Source organism: Chitinophaga silvatica (assembly GCF_003419895.1).
Taxonomy (GTDB): domain Bacteria; phylum Bacteroidota; class Bacteroidia; order Chitinophagales; family Chitinophagaceae; genus Chitinophaga; species Chitinophaga silvatica.
In genome coordinates this window covers 291898-313528 of the sequence record NZ_QPMM01000006.1, presented here as the reverse complement: position 1 = coordinate 313528, position 21631 = coordinate 291898, and the positions used below count along the sequence as shown (strand labels likewise).

At 40.5% G+C, this 21631-nt stretch carries 16 protein-coding genes and 1 tRNA gene; 10 read left to right on the top strand and 7 right to left on the bottom strand.

The features are described from left to right. The first annotated feature begins 33 nt into the window (after nucleotides 1–33). The 3 genes from DVR12_RS12410 to DVR12_RS12400 all read left to right on the top strand — a co-directional run bounded on the left by DVR12_RS12410 (nucleotide 34) and on the right by DVR12_RS12400 (nucleotide 7212). Complete coding sequence (locus tag DVR12_RS12410; protein WP_116975990.1) at nucleotides 34–2541, top strand: bifunctional UDP-N-acetylmuramoyl-tripeptide:D-alanyl-D-alanine ligase/alanine racemase; 2508 nt, start codon at nucleotides 34–36, stop codon at nucleotides 2539–2541. A gap of 61 nt (nucleotides 2542–2602) precedes the next feature. Beyond that, nucleotides 2603–3259, top strand: coding sequence for a lipoprotein signal peptidase (locus DVR12_RS12405; RefSeq protein WP_116975989.1), 657 nt, complete (start codon nucleotides 2603–2605; stop codon nucleotides 3257–3259). A gap of 1091 nt (nucleotides 3260–4350) precedes the next feature. Continuing rightward, nucleotides 4351–7212 carry a TonB-dependent receptor gene (locus DVR12_RS12400; protein WP_116975988.1) on the top strand — a complete coding sequence of 954 codons (2862 nt, stop codon included), beginning with the start codon at nucleotides 4351–4353 and terminating at the stop codon, nucleotides 7210–7212. Between the two features lie 72 nt (nucleotides 7213–7284). On the opposite strand, the gene DVR12_RS12395 is transcribed toward DVR12_RS12400, so the two are convergent. The 5 genes from DVR12_RS12395 to DVR12_RS12375 form a co-directional block, all read right to left on the bottom strand. After that, complete coding sequence (locus DVR12_RS12395) at nucleotides 7285–8274, bottom strand: 2-hydroxyacid dehydrogenase (RefSeq protein WP_116975987.1); 990 nt, start codon at nucleotides 8272–8274, stop codon at nucleotides 7285–7287. Between the two features lie 72 nt (nucleotides 8275–8346). Next, nucleotides 8347–9747, bottom strand: coding sequence for a class II fumarate hydratase (gene fumC, locus DVR12_RS12390; protein ID WP_116975986.1), 1401 nt, complete (start codon nucleotides 9745–9747; stop codon nucleotides 8347–8349). A gap of 103 nt (nucleotides 9748–9850) precedes the next feature. Further along, on the bottom strand, nucleotides 9851–10627 hold the full coding sequence (locus DVR12_RS12385) for an enoyl-CoA hydratase/isomerase family protein (RefSeq protein ID WP_116975985.1): 777 nt from the start codon (nucleotides 10625–10627) through the stop codon (nucleotides 9851–9853). A gap of 129 nt (nucleotides 10628–10756) precedes the next feature. Further along, nucleotides 10757–11581: a hypothetical protein gene (locus DVR12_RS12380; protein ID WP_116975984.1), complete on the bottom strand. Its 825-nt coding sequence runs from the start codon at nucleotides 11579–11581 to the stop codon at nucleotides 10757–10759. A gap of 87 nt (nucleotides 11582–11668) precedes the next feature. Then, nucleotides 11669–12088 (bottom strand): cobalamin B12-binding domain-containing protein, encoded by a 420-nt coding sequence (locus DVR12_RS12375; protein WP_116975983.1) that lies wholly within the window; start codon nucleotides 12086–12088, stop codon nucleotides 11669–11671. Nucleotides 12089–12182: 94 nt separating this feature from the next. On the opposite strand from DVR12_RS12375, the gene DVR12_RS12370 reads away from it, so the two are divergent. Continuing rightward, nucleotides 12183–13853, top strand: a complete 1671-nt coding sequence (locus tag DVR12_RS12370; RefSeq protein ID WP_116975982.1) for a glutamine--tRNA ligase/YqeY domain fusion protein — start codon at nucleotides 12183–12185, stop codon at nucleotides 13851–13853. Nucleotides 13854–14060: 207 nt separating this feature from the next. Here the strand turns inward: DVR12_RS12370 and gltX are convergent, their stop codons facing one another. After that, nucleotides 14061–15593: a glutamate--tRNA ligase gene (gene gltX, locus DVR12_RS12365; RefSeq protein ID WP_116975981.1), complete on the bottom strand. Its 1533-nt coding sequence runs from the start codon at nucleotides 15591–15593 to the stop codon at nucleotides 14061–14063. A 122-nt stretch (nucleotides 15594–15715) separates the two neighbouring features. On the opposite strand from gltX, the gene DVR12_RS12360 reads away from it, so the two are divergent. Beyond that, nucleotides 15716–16336 carry a polysaccharide deacetylase family protein gene (locus tag DVR12_RS12360; protein ID WP_116975980.1) on the top strand — a complete coding sequence of 207 codons (621 nt, stop codon included), beginning with the start codon at nucleotides 15716–15718 and terminating at the stop codon, nucleotides 16334–16336. Between the two features lie 72 nt (nucleotides 16337–16408). On the opposite strand, the gene DVR12_RS12355 is transcribed toward DVR12_RS12360, so the two are convergent. Beyond that, entirely contained in the window at nucleotides 16409–17326 is a 918-nt protein-coding gene (locus DVR12_RS12355; protein WP_116975979.1) for a hypothetical protein, read from the bottom strand. A 106-nt stretch (nucleotides 17327–17432) separates the two neighbouring features. On the opposite strand from DVR12_RS12355, the gene DVR12_RS12350 reads away from it, so the two are divergent. The 5 genes from DVR12_RS12350 (at nucleotide 17433) to DVR12_RS12330 (ending at nucleotide 21193) form a co-directional block, all read left to right on the top strand. Continuing rightward, a complete protein-coding gene (locus DVR12_RS12350) occupies nucleotides 17433–18203 on the top strand; it encodes a TatD family hydrolase (RefSeq protein ID WP_116975978.1) in 771 nt (256 codons plus the stop codon). Between the two features lie 26 nt (nucleotides 18204–18229). Next, on the top strand, nucleotides 18230–19282 hold the full coding sequence (locus DVR12_RS12345) for an asparaginase (protein ID WP_233522380.1): 1053 nt from the start codon (nucleotides 18230–18232) through the stop codon (nucleotides 19280–19282). A gap of 126 nt (nucleotides 19283–19408) precedes the next feature. Next, complete coding sequence (gene aqpZ, locus DVR12_RS12340) at nucleotides 19409–20101, top strand: aquaporin Z (RefSeq protein ID WP_116975977.1); 693 nt, start codon at nucleotides 19409–19411, stop codon at nucleotides 20099–20101. Nucleotides 20102–20192: 91 nt separating this feature from the next. Further along, a tRNA-Ser gene (locus DVR12_RS12335) sits at nucleotides 20193–20279 on the top strand. A 131-nt stretch (nucleotides 20280–20410) separates the two neighbouring features. Next, nucleotides 20411–21193: a fatty acid desaturase family protein gene (locus DVR12_RS12330; protein ID WP_116975976.1), complete on the top strand. Its 783-nt coding sequence runs from the start codon at nucleotides 20411–20413 to the stop codon at nucleotides 21191–21193. Nucleotides 21194–21631: the final 438 nt, after the last annotated feature.

The window sequence follows — 21631 nt, the reverse complement described above, 5'->3', positions numbered from 1 at the left end:
TTTCCACTAAGTGATTATTCAAACCTGATTAACGTGTATAACGCAGCAAGCATTAACAAAACTCTGAAAGGAGAATTGTTGCAAGAGACTGGATTTTCTGTTATTGAACACCTGTTATTAGACAGTAGAAAGCTAAGCTTTCCTGAAACTTCGCTGTTCATTCCTTTGGTTAGCTCAAGACGTAACGCGCATCAATACATTGAAGAACTGTATCGCAAAGGGGTTAGTAACTTTATTATAAGTGAACCTGTACCCCTGGAAAAATTTCCGAAAGCTAATTTCATTCTCGTAAAAGATACCTTAAATGCCTTACATACGCTGGTAGCTTTTCATCGCCAACAGTTTCATATTCCTGTAATAGGAATTACCGGTAGTAATGGAAAAACTATCATCAAAGAATGGCTGTATCAACTACTGGAAAAGGATTACAATATTGTACGAAGCCCTAAAAGCTATAACTCTCAGATCGGAGTTCCCCTTTCGGTATGGCAGATGAAACCAGAACATGAACTGGCTATTTTTGAGGCAGGTATTTCACAACCCGGTGAAATGGTGAACCTCGAAAAAATCATTCGCCCTTCCATTGGTATCTTCACGAATATCGGAGAGGCCCATAGTGAAGGATTTCTCAACATCCGCCAAAAGATCAATGAGAAACTGGTATTATTTGCGAAAAGTGATATACTCATCTATTGCAAAGATTACCTGGCACTTAATGAATGCGTACTCGCCTTCCATAACCAGGTAGGTAAGAAAGATTCTCAAGAGGGCGGAGGACCAGAACTCTTTTCCTGGTCTCGTAAAACAGATGCAGATTTACGAATTACAAGCATCGACAAAAACAACGAACATACCCGTATAGATGCCCTGTATAAGCAGGAACCGCTTCATTTCTCTATTCCTTTTGTTGATGAAGGGTCTATAGAAAATGCTATTCACTGTGTTGCTTTGATGCTTTACTTAGGTAAAGAACAAGAGGTTATCCAACAACGGATGGATCATCTCAGCAATATTGCCATGCGCCTTGAATTAAAACAAGGTATCAATAATTGCTCTGTAATCAATGATAGCTATAACCTAGATTTAGGTTCTCTGACTATTGCACTCGACTTCCTTCAACAACAGCAGCAGCACGCTACCAGAACGGTTATCCTGAGCGATATCCTGCAAAGTGGAAAGAGTGATGCTACTCTTTATGAAGAAGTGGCTGATCTGTTCCAAAAGAAAGGAATAAATAAACTTATTGCAATTGGAAAGAATATTGGTAGAGAGAAGAAAAGTTTTCAACAAATAGAAGGCCTGAAAACTCAATTTTTCACTACTACCGATGAATATATACAGCAATTCAATTCCGATGATTTTCAGAATGAAACGATTCTGGTAAAAGGTTCCAGGGTATTTCAGTTTGAAAGGATAGGGAAATTGCTTGAGCAAAAAGCTCATCAGACCATCCTGGAAATTAATTTATCGGCTATCTCTCATAATGTAAAGCTCTATCAATCATTGCTTAAACCAGATACCAAGCTCATGGCTATGGTCAAAGCATTTTCTTATGGTAGTGGCAGCTTCGAAATTGCGAACTTACTGCAATTCCACGGGGTCGATTATCTCACTGTCGCTTATGCTGATGAAGGGGTAGAATTAAGAAGGGCGGGTATTACTATGCCTATTATGGTAATGAATCCGGAACCAGCCAGTTTTGATGCCATTTTACATTGGAACCTGGAACCAGAGATTTATTCCATGCAAATTCTTACTCAATTCATGGAGGAAGTAGCGGCAAGCAACAAAAACGAGTTTCCTGTACACATTAAACTGGATACCGGCATGCACCGCTTAGGTTTTGTGAAAGGTGAAATTCAGGAATTGGCACAGATACTTACTGCTACGCCATTGTTGAAGGTTCAGTCTGTATTCAGCCATTTAGCAGCGAGTGAAGATGCTGAAAAAGATGCATTTACGCAAAAGCAAGGTCGACTCTTTTATGAAATGAGCCATGAATTGCAAAAAGCATTAGGATATACTGTAATACGTCATATTGCCAATAGTGCTGCCATTAGCAGGCATCCGGATTTGCAGCTGGATATGGTTAGATTAGGGATAGGAATGTACGGAATTGATAGCAGTAATGCGATTCAGGACCAGTTGAAGAATGTGAGCACCCTAAAAACCACTATTGCCCAATTAAAGCACCTGGAAGCGGGAGATTCTGTTGGTTATGGGGCAACCTGGACGGCAGAAGGCCCGGCTGTTACGGCAACGGTTCGTATTGGCTATGCCGATGGTTATCCTCGCCGATTGAGCAAAGGGAAAGGTAAAATGCTGATAAAAGGAAAGCTGGCACCGGTTATTGGGGTAGTGGCAATGGACATGCTAATGCTGGATGTATCCCATATTCCGGATGTAGCGGAAGGCGATGAAGTAATTGTTTTTGGCGAGAATTTACCGGTTCAGGAACTTGCTAACTGGGCCGAAACTATCCCTTATGAAATATTAACAGGAATTTCACAACGGGTAAAAAGAGTATATTTCCAGGAATAATGATATTGCAGGCTTCGACCTTTCAAATAAACTATTATTTTTGATAAAATTTTAATATCAATTGAAATATCGTCACGTCATATTTATCGTCATTTTGATCCTTTTGATAGATCAAACCTTGAAATTCTGGATCAAGACGCATATGTTCATGCAGCAGGAATTTATAATATTCCCTAATTGGTTCCGTATTCATTTTATCGAAAACGAAGGCATGGCCTATGGGCTAAAGTTTGGAGGAGATTTTGGAAAGATTATCCTTACCCTCTTCCGTTTGTTTGCCGTAGTTATCGGATTTGTATATATGAAAAAGCTGGTAAAAGAGAAATTTAATACCGGCTTACTTGTTTGCGGCTCTTTAATTTTAGCTGGTGCTGCAGGTAACCTTATAGATAGTATGTTCTACGGTCTGATATTCAGTGATAGCGTAGGTTACGAAGTTGCCAAGTTTATGCCTGGTGGTGGTGGATACGGTACTTTCCTTCATGGCAGAGTAGTAGACATGCTTTATTTTCCTATCTATGAAGGCTATTTACCTAAATGGATACCATTCAAAGGTGGTGACTATTTTGTGTTTTTCAGACCTGTATTTAATATCGCCGATGCAGCTATTTCTGTTGGCGTTATTACCATCCTGTTATTCCAGAAACGTTTTTTCGGAAACCACCTGCAGCCTAAAACTGCAGGGCAACCGGTTACACAGGATCATGTAATCGAATAATACTTCTAAGTATAAAGAGTTTGAAAGGGCATCTCATTTGAGATGTCCTTTTTTGTTTTTAGATCTATATTGAATGGGGTTTACTTTGTTTCCTTTCTTTACTGTAGTTAGGGCATGTATTAAGTAACGAGGAAGGATGTTGATTGAATATTGACTTTAATTTGAAAGACAGGTTTCCTTTACCGTAGGCAGGGCGGGGGCAAGCCCCGCCCCTACAGGATTTCATCGAAACTATATTTTCATTTGGTAGATATATTTCACGTTAAATGTCAATCTACTAATTTCAATTCTATAAAGAAACAATTCTACAATATAGAAACTGTAATGAGCTGAAGCCCTGTAGGGGCGGGGCTTGCCCCCGCCCTGCCTACGGTAAAGGAAACCATCCTTCAAATAGAAATCAATATTCAATCAACATCCTTCCTCGTTACTTAATACCCGCCCTGCCTACGGTAAAGAAAGCTAATCCTTAAAATTGCATTCAATATTCAATCAACATCCTTCCTCGTTACTTAATACCTGCCCTGTCTACGGTAAAGGAAATTTATCAATCAAATGAAGACAATAAAATCGGTCCGCCCTGCCTACGGTAAAGGAAACCGGTCCTTAAAATTGCATTCAATATTCAATCAACATCCTTACTCGTAACTTAATACCCACCTTGCTTATGATAAAGGAAACCAGTTCTTCAAATTAAAGTCAATATTCAATAAATACAACTTAATGTGCCTTGCCTACGCCAAGAAAGCCAGTACATCATATTATAATTCCTATAAAACCCAATTTTCTATCTCCGGAAATAAATCTCCCTTGCTAAACCTTTCTACTCAAAATATTTTTCAATCTTCAAACTAATTGATTATCAACATAAAAAATCACTAACTCATAAATATCAACGAAAGAAAATCTTCCCACTGCTTTGAAATGAAAAATACCCGAACTATATTTGTCTACTAATTCTATAGACTATATGGTTTTAAATTTTACAAATAGCTTATTTTCAAATCGATGTTGAGGCACGACATCGCACTTCTTACCCTTTTATCAAAATCCATCTTTCCAGAATCTATAACATTTCACATCTCATTACTATGCAAAAGATCTTACCTACATTGGCCAGGTATCTCTTTATTATATTGATATTTAGCCCCAACTTCGTAAAAGCCCAGCTAAACGGCTCTTACGTCATCCAGGGCCGCATTACCGACGATCATGGTAATAGCCTGCCCGGTGCCTCCATCCAAATTAAAGGCACCTCCTTCGGATCTACTACCGACAGTACCGGTAAATTCGAAGTAACTACTAACTCCAAATTTCCCCTGAAACTGGTTATACGCCTCATCGGATATCAACCCCAGGAATTTGAAGTCAAAAATAGTAGCAGCAAATTAGCCATTCAGCTATTCACACAATCTCTCCTGGTAAATGAAGTGGTTGTATCGGCATCCCGACAACAGGAGAAAATTCTTCGCTCTCCCGTTGCTATTGAAAAACTCGATATCAGAGCATTGAAAGAAACCCCTTCCTCCACATTCTACGACGCACTAGGTAATCTGAAAGGTGTACAAATGACCACTGCCGGACTTACTTTCAAAGTATTTAATACCCGCGGTTTCAACGTACCAAACAATTTCAGATTCATGCAGCTGGTAGATGGTGTAGATAACCAGGCTGCCACTCTTGGTGTACCTCTGGGTAACGCCATTGGCCCAACGGAGCTCGACATCAGCAGTGTGGAAGTAACTCCCGGCGCCTCTTCCGCTTTATATGGAATGAACGCTATTAATGGAATGTCGAACCTCCTCACTAAAAACCCCTTCCAATACCAGGGTATCAGCGTTTATCAGAAAGTAGCCGTTAACCACGTTGGCGATGCAGGCGGAGCTAAACCATTAACTGAAACGGCTATACGTTATGCACAAGCCTATTCTAAATGGTTCGCCTGGAAAATAAATCTGAGCTATATGAGAGGTACCGATTGGTATGCAGATAATCATAACGATTTCTCTCCTCAAACCAAAGCTAACCCCGATTTCCCTCAGTTGAGCGGTGCCAATAATATCGCCAACGACGGATGGAATAAATATGGCGATAACAGTAACCTGCAGGTAATAGATAAAGACGGCCGCGCTTACACCGTTCACCGCACCGGATACTGGGAGAAAGACCTGGTAGGTGACTTCACCGTTCAGAACAAAAAAGCCGACGTATCATTCAACTTCCGTATGCCACGTAGCCTGGAACTTTCAGCTACCTACAGATACGGAGAAATGGACGGCTTCTTCCAGCGTGGAAACAGAATCGGACTTAGAGGTGTAACAGTTCAAAATGCAAAACTGGAATTAACACACCCCGATTTTACCGTTCGTTCCTACATCTCTATCGAAAATACAGGCAATTCATATAACATGAATCCCCTGGCCGATAACCTCGAGAAATCATTCAAACCCGATAAACAATGGCTGGCCGATTATACTAAAGGCTTAAACGATGCCCTCACAGGCGGTGCCGACCTGGTTGCCGCCCATCAGGCCGCAAGAAATGCTGCCGACGCCGGTAGATGGACTCCCGGTACTCCGGCCTATGAAGCACAGCTTGCAAAAATTAAAAGTATCAACGACTGGGATATTTACCCTACCAGCAAAAACCCTGAAAATACAAGTGGTGGCGCTGCTCTACTCCAGAAAAGCCGTTTCTATCATACAGAAGGTACCTGGAACCTGCGTAAATTCATTCAATTTGCAGATGTGCTCGTAGGTGCAGATTACCGTAATTATGAGATTATCCCGGATGGTAACAACTTCGTTGATTTCTCTCAACCTCTGGATAAACGCAATACTCCAGGTGGCAAACATATCTGGTACGGAAAATATGGTGGCTTTGCTCAAATCAGCAAAACCTTCTTCAATGATGCATTGAAACTTACCGGCTCCCTCAGATACGATAAGAACGAACAATTCGATGGAAAGATCAATCCTCGTATCGCGGCCGTTTACAGCATCAAAGACAAACATAATTTCCGCGTATCCTGGCAAAATGGATTCCGCTTCCCTTCATTGTTTGAAGCATATTCTTTCGTAAATAACGGACAAGTAAGAAGAGTAGGCGGACTAGCATTTATTGAACAAGGCTTGGGTTACTTTAAAAACTCATTCCTCACAAGTACTGTCGATGCATTTGGTGTAGCCGTAAACAAAACCATCAATGCCGAGCATATCTCTAAAGATGCCGCTGCTACCAAGAATGCCGGAATCCTTAAAGTTGCAAACCTCGACCCAATTGTGCCCGAAGAAATTACAGCATTCGAAGCAGGTTATAAGGCAGTATTGTTGGAAAACAAATTGTTTATCGACCTCGATGGTTATTATAGCTCTTACAAACATTTCATCGGACAGATCGAAGCAGTTGTACCTAAAACCGGCAATGTAAACAACCCCGATCAGGCTGTATTACTTCAAATGCTGGATAAGGCCCAGCAGGATCGTTACAGAGTATGGACAAACAGTAAATCGAAAGTTAGTAACTATGGCTTTGCTTTAGCTGTTACATACGATTTTTATAAGAGCTATACGATTAGTGGAAATGCCAACTATAATAAACTAGCACAGGATAAAACGAAAGATGATGCCTTAATCCCGGGATTTAATACTCCTGATTGGTTTACAAACGTAAGTATCGGTAACAGAAATCTGTATAAAAATATCGGGTTTAACGTGGTATGGCACTGGCAAAATACTTTCTACTGGCAGAACCTGTTTGGTAATGGTGATGTTCCTTCCTACAGCACTGTAGATGCTCAGGTCACCTATCGTGTTCCAAAGATCAGTACCTCTTTCAAACTTGGAGCTTCCAACCTGTTAAACTCTTCATACTTCCAGTATGTTGGAGGCCCAACAATCAAAGGGCTATACTATCTCTCTATCACATACGATAACGTTTTCAAGAAAAAATAGCATAAAAGAGAGCGGACTATTTACTAAAAAGCGAGGCTGTATCAATATATAGCCTCGCTTTTTAATTATAAACTATTTCACTTCATTCAATAAAATTCCATCATCAACATAACTACGTATATTATTCAACGTTATATTCGATATCTGCATTAACGCTTCTTTTGTAAAAAATCCCTGATGCGCCGTTATCAGAACGTTAGGGAATGTAGTGAGTCGGGATAACACATCGTCCTGTACTATAGTATCCGAAAAATTCTGGAAAAATAAATGTTCTTCCTGCTCATATACATCAATGCCTAAAGCCCCTATATGCCCATTTTTCAAAGCATCGATTACAGCTACCGTATCAATAAGACCACCACGACTGGTATTAATGAGTATCACACCTTTTTTCATTGATACAATACTATTTTTATTGATCAGATGCTTCGTAGCCGGCATCAGTGGGCAATGCAAAGACACTATATCCGATTCAGATAATACCTCATCTAATGATTTATATGCCACTCCTGCAAGTACCAGTTCTTCATTGATATAAACATCATGGGCAATCACTTTACATCCTATTCCCAGCATTATTTTACAGAATACTGTTCCAATATTTCCGGTACCAATAATCCCAACAGTTTTTCCAAACAAATCAATACCTTCCAATCCGCTTAACGTAAAATTATTATCACGTACACGATTATACGATTTATAGATTTTTCTATTCAGTGCAGTTAGCAAGGTCAGTGCATGCTCAGCTACCGCATGCGGAGAGTAGGCTGGCACTCTAACAACTTTTATACCGGCAGTTGCAGCAGCAGCAAGATCTACATTATTAAATCCGGCACTTCGCAAAGCGATTAGTTTAACATTCTTTTCCTTTAAAATGGAAATTATTTCTGCAGTTACATGATCATTAACAAACACACAAATTACCTGCTCATCTTTAATTAAAGCAGTATTATCTACATTCAACGGTGCTTCTAAAAAGCGGAGCTCCAGCGGGGCAGCCTGATTGGCTCTGGTAAAATACTCGCGATCGTAAGACTGAGCGCTAAAGAAGAGGACTTTCATAATTAAGAGTTTATAAAAAAGGAGCCTCGTTTGCTGACGAGACTCCTTCTTCCATAAATATAATCAGATTCATTATTTTATTTCACCTACCATGTGAGAAGGTACAACCCATTCATCGAATTCAGCAGGGGTAACATAACCCAGTTTTACTGCCATTTCTTTCAGCGTAGTTCCTTCTTTGTGGGCTTTCTGTGCTATTTCAGCTGCTTTATAGTAACCAATTTTGGTATTCAGCGCAGTAACCAGCATCAGAGAGTTATCGACATGCTTTTTGATATTTGCTTCAATAGGCTCAATACCTTCTGCACATTTATCGTTGAAACTTACGCAACCATCACCGATCAAACGAGCAGAATGGAGGAAGTTAAAGATCATTACAGGTTTGAAAACATTCAGTTCGAAATGCCCGGTAGCACCACCAATACTGATAGCAACATCGTTACCCATTACCTGTGCAGCAATCATAGTTAATGCTTCACATTGAGTAGGGTTTACTTTACCTGGCATGATAGAAGAACCTGGCTCATTATCAGGAATATGAATTTCACCGATACCGGCACGAGGACCAGAGCTAAGCATACGAATATCGTTTGCGATTTTCATAAGGCTAACCGCCACTGTTTTCAAGGCACCATGAGCTTCTACGATAGCATCATGTGCAGCTAATGCTTCGAATTTATTTTCAGCAGTGATGAAAGGAATTCCGGTAAGTTGAGCTATGTTTTTAGCTACATTTTCAGAATAGCCTTTAGGAGTATTGATACCGGTACCTACTGCTGTTCCGCCTAACGCCAGTTCACTCAGGTGAGGTAGGGTGTTGTTAATAGCTCTGAGGCCATGATCGAGCTGTGAAACATAACCACTGATTTCCTGACCCAGGGTTAATGGAGTTGCGTCCATAAAGTGGGTACGGCCAATTTTTACGATATGTTTGAAAGCTTCAGCTTTTTGAGCAAGGGTATCGCGCAGTTTCTTGATACCTGGGATGGTAACTTCCAGCAGCATTTTGTATGCAGCGATGTGCATAGCCGTTGGGAAGGTATCGTTAGAGGACTGAGATTTATTAACGTCGTCGTTTGGATGTATGAATTTATCTTTATCGGTAAGTTGGCCGCCATGGATAACGTGAGCGCGGTAAGCAACTACTTCATTTACGTTCATGTTGGATTGGGTACCAGAACCGGTTTGCCAAACTACCAATGGGAATTGATCGTCTAGCTTGCCTTCCAAAATTTCGTCGCACACCTGACCAATCAGATCACTTTTTTCTTTCGGCAATACACCAGCTTCAACGTTAGTGAGTGCAGCCGCTTTTTTCAGGTACGCGAATGCCTTGATAATTTCTTTAGGCATTTTGTTGATGTCCTGGGCGATCTTGAAATTTTCAATGGAGCGTTGTGTTTGAGCACCATAGTAAGCATTTACAGGTACTTTTACCTCACCCATCGTGTCTTTCTCTATTCTATATTCCATGACTTAAGCTTTTGTTTAAAATTGGATACAAAAGTAAAGAATTATGATTTTAGGATTTTAATAAACTACTAAAAGTCATAACCTTCACTAAAACAAGCGATTATCACTCACCTGTGAAATTAGGAACGCGTTTTTGAATAAAGGCAGCGGTACCTTCTTCCATATCCTTGGTACCAAAACAAGCTGCAAATTCATCGAGTTCGGTTTCATATCCATCTACCTGCTTATCTATCGCAGCATTCACACATTTAATAACACGGGAAACTGCCAATGGGGCTTTAGCGTTAATTTTTTGCAGGATTGAAATTGTTTTAGACATTAATTCTGCTGCCGGAACAACGTAGTTAACCAGGCCCCAGGACAATGCATCGGCTGAAGAGATCATATCTCCAGACATCATCAGCTCCATTGCTTTACCCTTTCCTACCAGTTGTGTAAGACGTTGCGTACCACCATAACCGGGAATTAAGCCCAGGTTTACTTCCGGCTGCCCGAACCTGGCGTTTTCACTGGCTATTCTGAAATGGCAGGCCATAGCTAATTCACATCCTCCGCCCAATGCAAAACCATTTACGGCGGCAACTACAGGTTTAGGACTATTCTCAATCCGCTGAAAGATCACCTGCCCCAATTGCGCAAGATCACGTCCATTTTCTTCAGATAATGTGAGGAATTCACTGATATCGGCGCCTGCAACAAATGCTTTTTCACCAGCTCCGGTAATTATTGCTGCTTTTATAGTACGATCGCTGTAAATCTCTTCAACCGCCAGTGCCAATTCCTTTAAGACCTGCTGATTTAAAGCATTCATCTTCTCCGGACGATTGATGGTAATTGTGAAAATTCCATCTTCATTTTGTGTACTTATCATCTGATACATGAGCAGTAATTTATTTTATCAATATTAAGCAATATTCAACAACCTAACCAATCAGCCTGATTACCCAAACGGAAATAAAAAAAGCCCGGAATCTGATTCCGGGCTAAATAATTTATAGTATAAATCAGTTTAATAGTTTACCTCTATTTCTGCTTTACCACTTTTCATCTTCATGTAATGTCTTTTTGCCTTTACTTTGAAATAAGGCATACCATTGAAGTTATAGTTTAGGGTAACGAAAAGCAGTTTTGCATCCAGATCCTTATATGGAGTGACGGAATTATTGTTTTTATCTTTTGTTTTGAAGTCTTTATTGAAGAAGTTTTGCGGATAATATTGAACTTTCAATCCAAAGTCCGGACTAAAGCGCATACCGGCAAACAGGGAAGGCATAATTAATGGAGTACGATCGCTGAACCACTCATTGAACTTGCCCACTTTTTTACCATCTATAAATTCTTTTTCCTTATAATTAAATGCCAGGTCGATTTCTCCACCGGCAAAGAAGAAGAAAGAACCAGTACTCAGATCACCCAGCTTAAACCCGAGTGGCACACCTACTGTATAAACACGCTGCTTTAATTTTACAGAATCATAGGGTTTTGAGATGAGACCTATATTCTTAATATTAATACCAGTAAAGATTCCAAAGCTATTAGAGAAATCTTTATTAAAATTGGAACCTACATTGAAGAAAAGGGTGAATCGTGGAATATTTCTCATGTGTTCACCATTATTTTGCATGGAGGCAAAAGATAGCAGTGCACCATCTCCGCCATGGGTTGTGTATACACCCTGGCGATGTTTTGGGTATTTGCCGAAAATGAGAGAAAAATTCGACGATACCTTTTGGTCAGTATTTACTTCTGTGGTGGAATCTGTTTGTTCCTGAGCATAGGTAGCACCGCATAACAGCATCAGAATCAGGAGCAAAGGGCGTAACTTGTATTGCATAAACAGTCGTTATGGTTTTTAGAATTTGGTAGACTATGCTAAAAAGACGACCCGAAATACAAAATGTTACGCCAAAAAAATATTTTTTTAAAATTTTCTATGTTTTGCCACCCAATCTGTAATGTAAGCTGCTATATCCTGGGTATTTGTGCCGGGAGGAAATAATTCACCGACTCCCATTTCTTTCAGTTCCTTCATATCCTCTTCAGGAATTATACCTCCACCGGTCAATAACACGTCTTTCATCCCTTTTTCGTCCATCTGGGCAATTATCTTAGGAAATACTGTCATATGTGCGCCAGACAAAATACTGATGCCAATAGCATCCACGTCTTCCTGTAAGGCGGCATTTACCACCATTTCAGGAGTTTGCCTGAGGCCAGTGTAGATTACCTCCATACCAGCATCCCGAAGTGCTGATGCTATCACTTTTGCCCCACGATCGTGGCCATCCAGGCCCACTTTTGCCACCAATACACGGATCGGACGATTTAACGTATTGACCATACCTTTTTCTGATTGAGTGGGTAAATTTACGAAAAAGCATAAAGCACAAAGCTTTCAGCTTTTTTGTACATTTGCTCTCCAAGAAAAAATTAATATGAGCGAAGAAAAATCCCTCAATTTCATAGAACAAATTGTAGAAGACGACATAGCTAATGGCGTGAATGGCGGGCGTGTACTTACACGTTTCCCTCCAGAGCCCAATGGTTACCTGCATATCGGGCATGCCAAATCAATAGTCCTCAATTTTGGACTTGCCCAGAAATACAATGGGAAAACAAATCTGCGCTTCGATGATACTAACCCGGTAACTGAAGATACCGAGTATGTAGAATCTATTAAAAATGATATTCGCTGGCTCGGTTTCGAATGGGCTAATGAACTATATGCATCCGATTACTTTGAAGAGCTTTACCAGTTCGCAGTAAAACTGATCGAAAAAGGGTTGGCTTATGTAGAAGATGCTACCGCTGAGGAAATTGCAGCGGCTAAAGGTACTCCTACCACCCCTGGTACTCCAACGCCTGCCAGAAGCAGATCTGTTGAAGAAAACCTCGACCTGTTTGCACGTATGCGTAAAGGAGAATTCAAAGACGGAGAAAAAACACTCCGCGCCAAAGGCGATCTGGCTTCTCCTAATATGCACATGCGCGATCCTCTGATGTATCGTATCAAACATGCCCATCACCACAGAACCGGCGATGCATGGTGCATCTACCCGATGTACGATTTCGCGCATGGCCAGAGCGATAGCATCGAAAAAATTACTCACTCAATCTGTACCCTTGAATTTATTCCTCACCGTCCATTATACGATTGGTTTATCAAGGAATTAGAAATCTTTCCAAGCCATCAATACGAATTTGCCCGCCTGAATATTAATTATACGGTGATGAGCAAACGAAAATTAAAATTGCTGGTGGAAGAAGGATTTGTTTCAGGATGGGATGACCCACGTATGCCTACTATCAGCGGATTACGCCGAAGAGGTTATACTCCTGCCAGTATCCGCGAATTGTGCGAAAGAGTAGGCGTACAAAAACGCGATCATATGATTGAGCTTAGCCTGCTCGAATTCTGCATTCGCGAAGAACTCAACAAAACCGCTAACCGCGTAATGGCAGTGCTGGACCCCGTGAAATTAGTGATCACTAATTATCCGGAAGGACAAGTAGAGGAACTGACAGCCGACAATAATCCGGAAGATGAAAATGCTGGTTCCCGCACCTTACATTTCAGTAAAACTCTTTATATAGAGCGTGAAGATTTCATGGAAAATCCTACCAAGAAATACTTCCGCCTGGGCCCTGGCCTGATGGTACGCCTGAAAAATGCGTATATCATTAAGGGTGAGAGCGTGGAGAAAGACGAAAATGGTAATATCACTACTATTTATGCAACCTATCTCCCTGAAAGTAAGAGTGGTGGAGATTCCAGCGGAATCAATGTAAAAGGAACCATTCACTGGGTAAGCGCAGCTCATGCTGCAAAAGCAGAAATAAGATTATACGATCGCCTGTTTACCAGTGAAAATCCTAATGGAGAAGAAGCCGATTTCAGAACCTTCATCAATCCAAACTCTCTGCAGGTGATTAACGAAGCATACGTAGAACCAAGTCTATCTGTTGCTAAACCTGGCGATAGGTTCCAGTTCCTGCGTAAAGGCTACTTCGCTGTAGATCAGGACAGCACCAGTGAAAAATTGATCTTCAACAGAACTGTAACGTTGAAAGATACCTGGGCTAAGGAAGTTCGTAAAGAGGCGTAGTTCGCGTTGCTCACTTGTTTCTCGCAGAGAAGAAGAGATTAATATTAAGAGGCATAAGGATCGAAGCGGATATTTTTAAGAATTGCTGACTGGTTTCTATTATTGTTGAAACTTATCAGAAGTCCTTAAAAATATCCGCTTCGATCCTTATGCCTCTTAATATTAATCTCTTCTTCTCTGCGAGAAACAAAAACGAGCAACGCGAGTTTATTTAGTAAAAGCCGCCAGTCCGTTTGCAATTCTGGCTCGGGTTTCTTCAACTCCCAAGGTTGCAACTATATTGAACACCGGAGGACCAAATTTACCACCTGTAAGCATTATACGGAATGGTAACTGTACATCTCCCATCTTCAGATTTCTTTCTGCCGCCAATGCCTTAAATGCATTTTCCAACTCAACATCTGAAGCGGAGGTAAGACCTACCAGCTGTTCAGACCATGCACTAAAGAATGCAGCTTTATCGTCATTCCATTTTGGCAGCACAGCAGCTTCGTCATAGCCCTTAGGACGTTCGAAGAAGAAGAAACCATGTTCCCAAATATCATTTACAAAATAACAACGATCCTTAACCAGGGCTGTTACCTTTACGATATAAGGTAAATCGGCTTTGATGCCTTTTTCGTCCAGGACTGGTTGAAAAAGGGAGGCCAGTGTTTCATTGTCTTTATGTAAGATATACTGGTGGTTAAACCATTTTGCTTTTTCGAAATCGAATTTAGCACCGGCTTTATGAACGCGGTCGATACTGAACTTTTCGATTAATTCGTCTAACGTAAAAATCTCTTGTCCGGTACCATCATTCCAGCCCAGCATAGCAAGCATGTTAATAAATGCTTCCGGCAGGAATCCCATTTCGCGGAAACCTTTGGTCAGTTCCTGAGATTTAGGATCTGTCCAGTTCATTGCATAAACCGGGAAGCCGAGGCGATCTCCGTCTCTTTTGCTTAGTTTACCATTGCCATCTGGTTTCAGAATAAGTGGTAAGTGAGCCCATTCAGGCATATGAGATTCCCAGCCCAGGTACTTCCAAAGAAGAATATGTACCGGAGCGGAAGGAAGCCACTCTTCACCTCTGAAAGCATGGGTAATCTTCATCAGATAATCATCCACCACTACAGCCAGGTGATAGGTAGGCATACCATCGGCTTTCAACAGTACTTTATCATCTACTGTTGAAGTATTGAAGGTTACTTCACCTCTGACCATATCGGTAAAGGTCAAATCTATATTGGCCGGCATGTTTATACGAATCACATGCGGAGTATTTTTAGCCAGCAGATCCTGTACTTCTGCATCTTCCATTGTTATGGAGTTGCGCATTTTTTTCCTAACCTCGTGGTTGTATTGAGGAGAAGGATTTTCCGGAGTTTTTAACCGGGTGCGCATTTCTTCCAATTCTTCCTGGGTATCGAAAGCATAATAAGCATGGCCAGATTTAACCAGCTGTTCTGCATACTGCCTGTATGATTCCTTACGTTCACTCTGACGGTAAGGAGCAAACGGACCACCAACTTCCGGGCTTTCATCAGGATTCAGGCCGCACCAACGTAAGCATTCATAAATGTACTCTTCTGCTCCGGGAACATATCGTGTTTGGTCCGTGTCTTCGATTCGCAATACAAAGTCGCCTTTATGTTGTCTTGCAAACAAATAGTTGAATAACACAGTGCGAACACCTCCAAGGTGTAGACCGCCAGTAGGACTGGGCGCAAAACGCACTCTTACTTTTTTGTGACTCATAGACAGCAAAGATAATCATTTAGAGATTAGACTACTGTTCCCAAACTGCATGTAATTAACATCAAATTAAAATTATTTTAAGTCGATTTACCACAAATCCACATTAAGTATATTGCAGTTATATGTTCTATCTTACTAAAACACCTGGCATTCTTAAAGCGCTTTATAAAAGTTGTATCTGGAGCTTATCTCCGGCCGGCAATAAGGTATACCTGACTTTTGATGATGGGCCACATCCGCAGGCAACACCTTATGTGCTGGATCAATTGGCCAAATACAATGCTCACGCCACATTCTTTTGTATTGGAAAAAATGTTGTAGAGCATCCTGATATTTATCAGCGGATTCTGGAAGCCGGGCATTCTATCGGTAATCACACCCATAATCACCTCAATGGCTGGAAAACAAATACAGAAGAATATATAGCCAATGTGCTGGAAGCTGCTAAATATATTTCATCCCCGCTTTTCAGACCTCCTTATGGTCGTATTACTCCTTTTCAGATCAAACAAATAAAAAATAAAATCCCGGGGGCAAAAATTATAATGTGGGATATTTTAAGTGGTGACTTTGACACAAGTATCAATGGTGAAGCATGTGTTCAAAATGTTGTTTTTAAGCTGGAACCCGGATCTATAGTAGTATTTCATGATAGTGCAAAAGCCTGGGATAGGTTAGAATATGCATTACCAAGGGTTCTGGAGTTTTGTAAGAAGAAGGGGTTTGAATTAGCAGCCATTTAAATACTTCCTAAATAAAAAAGATCGGCTCAAACAGGTTATCTGTTTGAGCCGATCTTTCTTCTTATAAAACAATTACAGCTTAATTTCTTTCACCTTATCTCCAACAGTAATGGTAGCGGTACCACTACATGAAACGTTAGCATCAGTATATTCGATTACGCCGGTAATACTATTGAATTCAACTTTAAGTTTACCCTTACTGATATGTTCACAGATCCATTTTTTGATCAAAGGAGAAACAGTACTGAAATTGGCAGTCTGATTAGCCGGACCTCCCTTTACATAACTCAGGCTGGCAGTTCCTTCAATACTGAAAACATCATCAGCGGGATTTCTGATAGGCCAGTTTACTTCAAACCCTTCAGTTTGTCTAATAGTTCTTTTAGTATTGTATGCTAAAACGAGCGTATCAGCCAGATGTACAAGGCCATTTTTCACTTCGGCTGTATACTGAATACCTGTAGTTTTGGTATAGGATGCATTGCTGATAGTATAAGTACCTTCCAGCGCATGTCCATTTATCTTATAATTACTAGGCACTACAATTACAGAGGCATTACCGCTGAAAAGAGCACCGTTAAATGTAACGTTTAATTTACCGCTGCGATAGTTACCGTAGTTATCCAGGCAGGAAGTTCCAAAATCGATTTCAACGTGTTTGGGCCATGTATTGCCTGTTGCATCCAGTAATTCCACAAACGGGCAATTGGCCGGCATATCGGCATTCTCTTTTGATGGCTGTGCAATTCTGGCACCAGGAATAGCGGTACCCTGAGAAATAGCCGCGGTATTTACAGACTCGAAGATATCTGCAAACATAGCATTGGCTGTTGCTTCCTGTTGTACAGCAGCAATTGTGGCGTTATCATTTTGATTGTTAGGAGCTGTATCGGTTGTTACTTCCTTCTTACATGCAAAAAAAAGGGCTGTAACAGCTACACCTGTGAATGTCCAGGCCAGCACACGATTTGTACTGAAATAGCTTCTCATAGTTTAGGATTTTTTAGCAATTAGGTTTTTCGGTCTTTACCTTTGTAAAAGATAAAGATAACCTTTAAATATTAAAGAAAATACAAATTTAAAAGAAAAATAAAATATGCAGTGGATAGACACCCATACTCACCTTTATTCAGAAGAATTTGACGCCGATAGAACCGCTATGGTGGAAAGGGCGATATCACTAGGTGTGGATCAGCTATTATTGCCCAATATAGATGAAAGCTCCATAGATGTAATGCTGGCACTGGAAGCACAGTTTCCGGGTCAGGTACATGCCATGATGGGCATACACCCATGCTATGTAACTGCGGAAGTAGACAATCAGCTTGCCCTCGTGAAGTCGTGGTTCGAAAAGAGGAGTTTTAAGGGAGTGGGAGAAATAGGCTTAGACTTCTATTGGGATAAATCCTTGCTGGAACAGCAATTTAAAGCCTTCAGAGCCCAGCTTGGTCTGGCCAGGGAACTGCAACTACCCGTTTCAATTCATAGCCGGGAAGCCACCCGGGAAGCCATAGATGAAGTAAAGCAGCTACAGGATGGCAATTTAAGCGGTGTATTCCACTGTTTTTCAGGTACTCTGGAGGAAGCAAAAGAAATAATAGATCTGGGCTTTTATTTAGGGATTGGCGGGGTTGTTACCTTCAAGAAATCCGGCCTAGATAAGATTATTGAGGCATTACCATTGGAACATATAGTACTGGAAACAGATTCGCCGTATTTAGCTCCTGTTCCGTTCCGGGGAAAACGAAATGAAAGCTCGTATATTCCATTGATCGGAGAAAAGATTGCCAATGTAAAAAATCTAAAAATAGAAGAAGTAGCAGTTATAACAAGCAGTAATGCGCGCAAATTATTCAAAACGCTCTAACTGAATAGTGAATAACTTTGCAGGCAATGGCTACCAGCAAAATGAGTAAAATACTGATAATCTACACAGGCGGAACTGTGGGCATGATCTATGACGACAAAACCAAAGCACTCCGACCAATTGGCTTTAATGAAATACGGAATAACCTGCCAGAGCTTTATAGAATGGGCATTGATTTCTACGTATACACATTCAATCCACCCATCGATTCCTCTGATATGCAGCCGGAGATCTGGGTAGAACTAGCCAGTATTATAGAAGACCGTTACGATAGATATGATGGATTTGTAATCCTTCATGGATCAGATACTATGGCTTTCACGGCTTCGGCTCTGAGCTTTATGCTTGAAAATCTTTCCAAACCGGTTATTCTTACAGGTTCTCAACTTCCGATAGGAAAGATCAGAACAGATGCCAAAGAAAATATCATCACTGCTATGGAAATCGCCTGCAGCAGGCATAATGGCAGCAATATTTCTATGGTGCCTGAAGTTTGTATTTATTTCGACTTTTCACTTTTCAGAGGTAACAGATCCAAAAAGTATAATGCCGAGAAATTTGAGGCATTCTACTCCATGAATTATCCAAGGCTCGCGGAAGCAGGTATAGATATCAAATACAGACAAGGGTTTATTTTACCATCTCCCACAGCTCCATTGAAGGTGCATAAGGAGCTTGAAACCAATATTACTGTGTTAAAGCTCTTCCCAGGCATTACCAGAAGCGCCGTGGAAGCGATTTTAAGTGTGCCCGGACTCAAAGGTGTTATCATGGAAACCTTTGGTAGTGGAAATACCAGTACACAATCCTGGTTTATAGAGAGTATCAAAAAAGTGATTGACAAAGGTGCAATTGTTGTTGATATCACTCAATGTGATGGTGGTTCTGTTGAATTAGGAAAATATGAAACCAGTCAGCATCTGGTACAGGCAGGTGTGGTAAGTGGCCATGATATGACATTTGAGGCAGCAGTCACAAAATTGATGTTTGTACTGGGTCAGGGATTACCAAAAGAAGACACTAAAAAGCTTTTGGAAACCTCCTTAAGAGGGGAATTAACACCTATTCAGATATATTAAAATATTTAGAGGGAGATAGATTTTCTCAAGCGTCTGTCTCCTTCCTTTTGTTACCGTTGAACTTTTTTGTGGTCATTGTAGTTAACCAATACAGTTTCTTTTATTAACCACAAAATCAACCTCACTATGACGGTAACCTTATCGCAAAAATTTATTGCAGAACTTTTTGGCACCTTCGTACTGGTCTTTATGGGCTGTGGCAGTGCTGTTATTGCCGGCGCTCATGTAGGTAACCTGGGTATTGCATTTGCCTTCGGTTTATCGGTATTGGTAATGTGCTATGCCGTAGGACATATCTCCGGATGTCACCTCAATCCGGCTATTACGATTTCTATGTGGTCTACCGGTAATATTTCGGCCAAAGACACCGTAGCCTACATTATAGCCCAGATTCTGGGGGGTATAGTAGCAGCAGCTCTGCTTTTTTTCATTGCACAGGGAAAGCCCGACTACAGCCTGGCAGCAAATGGCTTGGGGGCCAACGGAGTGGAAGAAGGCTCCCCGGATCACTATTCACTGATCAGTGGCCTGGTGTCTGAAGTTGTGCTAACAATGATCTTTCTGGTAGTAGTTCATGGTAGTACCAGCAAAACCAATCAGAATGTAAAATTTGCCGGTATCGCCATTGGTTTATGTCTAACCCTGATCCATATAGTAGGAATCCCGGTAACCGGAGTATCCGTGAACCCGGCCAGAAGTATTGGTCCAGCTCTTTTTGTAGGAGGTCGTGCCCTGTCTCAGCTCTGGATTTTTATAATAGGACCTATTGTTGGAGGTCTGATTGGTGGTGGAATATGGAAGTTGTACGACAGAAAGTAGAAAAAACTTTGAAATACCAATGAAAAGATTATCTTTGCAACCCTGAATTGGAAAACGCAACCATTTTCCTTAAGTTCAGAAAGATAATCACGGAAGAGTGCAGGAGTGGTTGAACTGGCACGCCTGGAAAGTGTGTATAGGCGAAAGTCTATCAAGGGTTCGAATCCCTTCTCTTCCGCAGGTAACGAAAAAGGATAGTCGACAGGCTATCCTTTTTTATTTGATCTACATACTTCTCTAGCCAAAGTATCTTTTTGAAGGTAAAAGCTTCCTATGGTAACTTTACTACATAGTTAAACCCTCTTACTTATGGAACTTCAGGCAATTCTTCACAAAGTTCAATGGAAAGATCTCAAAAAACTTTCTACTCTTGAAATGTTAATTGAGAATAATATTTCTGTTCCCTGGTTAATAGCATCTTTATTCTGTGCGTGGAAAGGCTGGTATCTTGCTGCATTACCTTTTTCAGCTTTCTACTTCCTCACAGCCCTAAGGCAGGTACATAACGGGTTTCATAACTCTTTAGGCACTAACAAATTTCTCACCTGGCTCACGTTATACCTGAATAGTATATCTATGATGGCATCTATACATGCCGTTAAATTCAATCATATCAGACATCATAAATACTGCTTATCAGAAGAAGACTATGAAGGGAAATCTGCTTCTATGTCGTGGTACGGAGCAATATTATACGGCCCTGTTCATATGTTTCTCATTCATAAAATAACATTGAAACATGCTAATAAAAATTATGTACGTAATGTTTGGCTGGAAATGATTTCAATAGCCGTTGTTACAACGGTAATTATCTGGCTGAAAATACCGTTTTTGATTTACCATATAATTGTAATGGTAATAGGAGAGTTACTAATGGCCTTCTTTGCTGTATGGACAGTACATCACGACACACATGAACAGCCCGAACTCGCCAGAACGCAGCGTGGTGGTATTAAAAACTGGCTTACCTTCAGCATGTTTTATCATCTCGAACATCATTTGTTTCCCGCTGTTCCTACCATAAAGCTTCCAGAGCTTGCAAAACGGCTGGATGAATGTATTCCGGAGTTAGAGAAAAAAACTACATTCTAATTCATCAATAAATCTCTATAAAAAAGGGAACAGCATTCGATCATGAATGCTGTTCCCTTTTTTTATTTTTAAGATTGAAGATTTTATTAGTTATGTTTTTCTACTTTCTTCAAAAATTAAATCATCCATTCGTATTTATATCTTTTTTGAACATCTATAATTCGTATATCCATTTAAGTTATAAACTTATTAAAGCCATTTACATAGTAAAACAGATTTACTAAATTAACCTTGAAACTATAGAACCATTGCAGATTTGGCGGCTTTCACCCTACTTATCTTGATGGTACTAAATGTAGAATGAATCACTTTATTTCATACAAATAGTTCAAGTGGTTGACATATTTAAAAGGACTTCCCATCAAGATAAAAACTGAGATTTTCGTATAGCCACAGACGGTTTAACCCATTATCCGTTTTCAGAAATAAATCATAATC

Excerpts from the sequence above, each read along its gene's own strand:
- DVR12_RS12360 (WP_116975980.1), top strand. The coding sequence starts at position 15,716 with ATGTTCTATCTTACTAAAACACCTGGCATTCTTAAAGCGCTTTATAAA.
- DVR12_RS12395 (WP_116975987.1), bottom strand. The coding sequence starts at position 8,274 with ATGAAAGTCCTCTTCTTTAGCGCTCAGTCTTACGATCGCGAGTATTTT.
- DVR12_RS12370 (WP_116975982.1), top strand. The coding sequence starts at position 12,183 with ATGAGCGAAGAAAAATCCCTCAATTTCATAGAACAAATTGTAGAAGAC.
- DVR12_RS12350 (WP_116975978.1), top strand. The coding sequence starts at position 17,433 with ATGCAGTGGATAGACACCCATACTCACCTTTATTCAGAAGAATTTGAC.
- fumC (WP_116975986.1), bottom strand. The coding sequence starts at position 9,747 with ATGGAATATAGAATAGAGAAAGACACGATGGGTGAGGTAAAAGTACCT.
- gltX (WP_116975981.1), bottom strand. The coding sequence starts at position 15,593 with ATGAGTCACAAAAAAGTAAGAGTGCGTTTTGCGCCCAGTCCTACTGGC.
- DVR12_RS12385 (WP_116975985.1), bottom strand. The coding sequence starts at position 10,627 with ATGTATCAGATGATAAGTACACAAAATGAAGATGGAATTTTCACAATT.
- DVR12_RS12400 (WP_116975988.1), top strand. The coding sequence starts at position 4,351 with ATGCAAAAGATCTTACCTACATTGGCCAGGTATCTCTTTATTATATTG.
- DVR12_RS12355 (WP_116975979.1), bottom strand. The coding sequence starts at position 17,326 with ATGAGAAGCTATTTCAGTACAAATCGTGTGCTGGCCTGGACATTCACA.
- DVR12_RS12330 (WP_116975976.1), top strand. The coding sequence starts at position 20,411 with ATGGAACTTCAGGCAATTCTTCACAAAGTTCAATGGAAAGATCTCAAA.
- DVR12_RS12380 (WP_116975984.1), bottom strand. The coding sequence starts at position 11,581 with ATGCAATACAAGTTACGCCCTTTGCTCCTGATTCTGATGCTGTTATGC.
- aqpZ (WP_116975977.1), top strand. The coding sequence starts at position 19,409 with ATGACGGTAACCTTATCGCAAAAATTTATTGCAGAACTTTTTGGCACC.
- DVR12_RS12345 (WP_233522380.1), top strand. The coding sequence starts at position 18,230 with ATGGCTACCAGCAAAATGAGTAAAATACTGATAATCTACACAGGCGGA.
- DVR12_RS12375 (WP_116975983.1), bottom strand. The coding sequence starts at position 12,088 with ATGGTCAATACGTTAAATCGTCCGATCCGTGTATTGGTGGCAAAAGTG.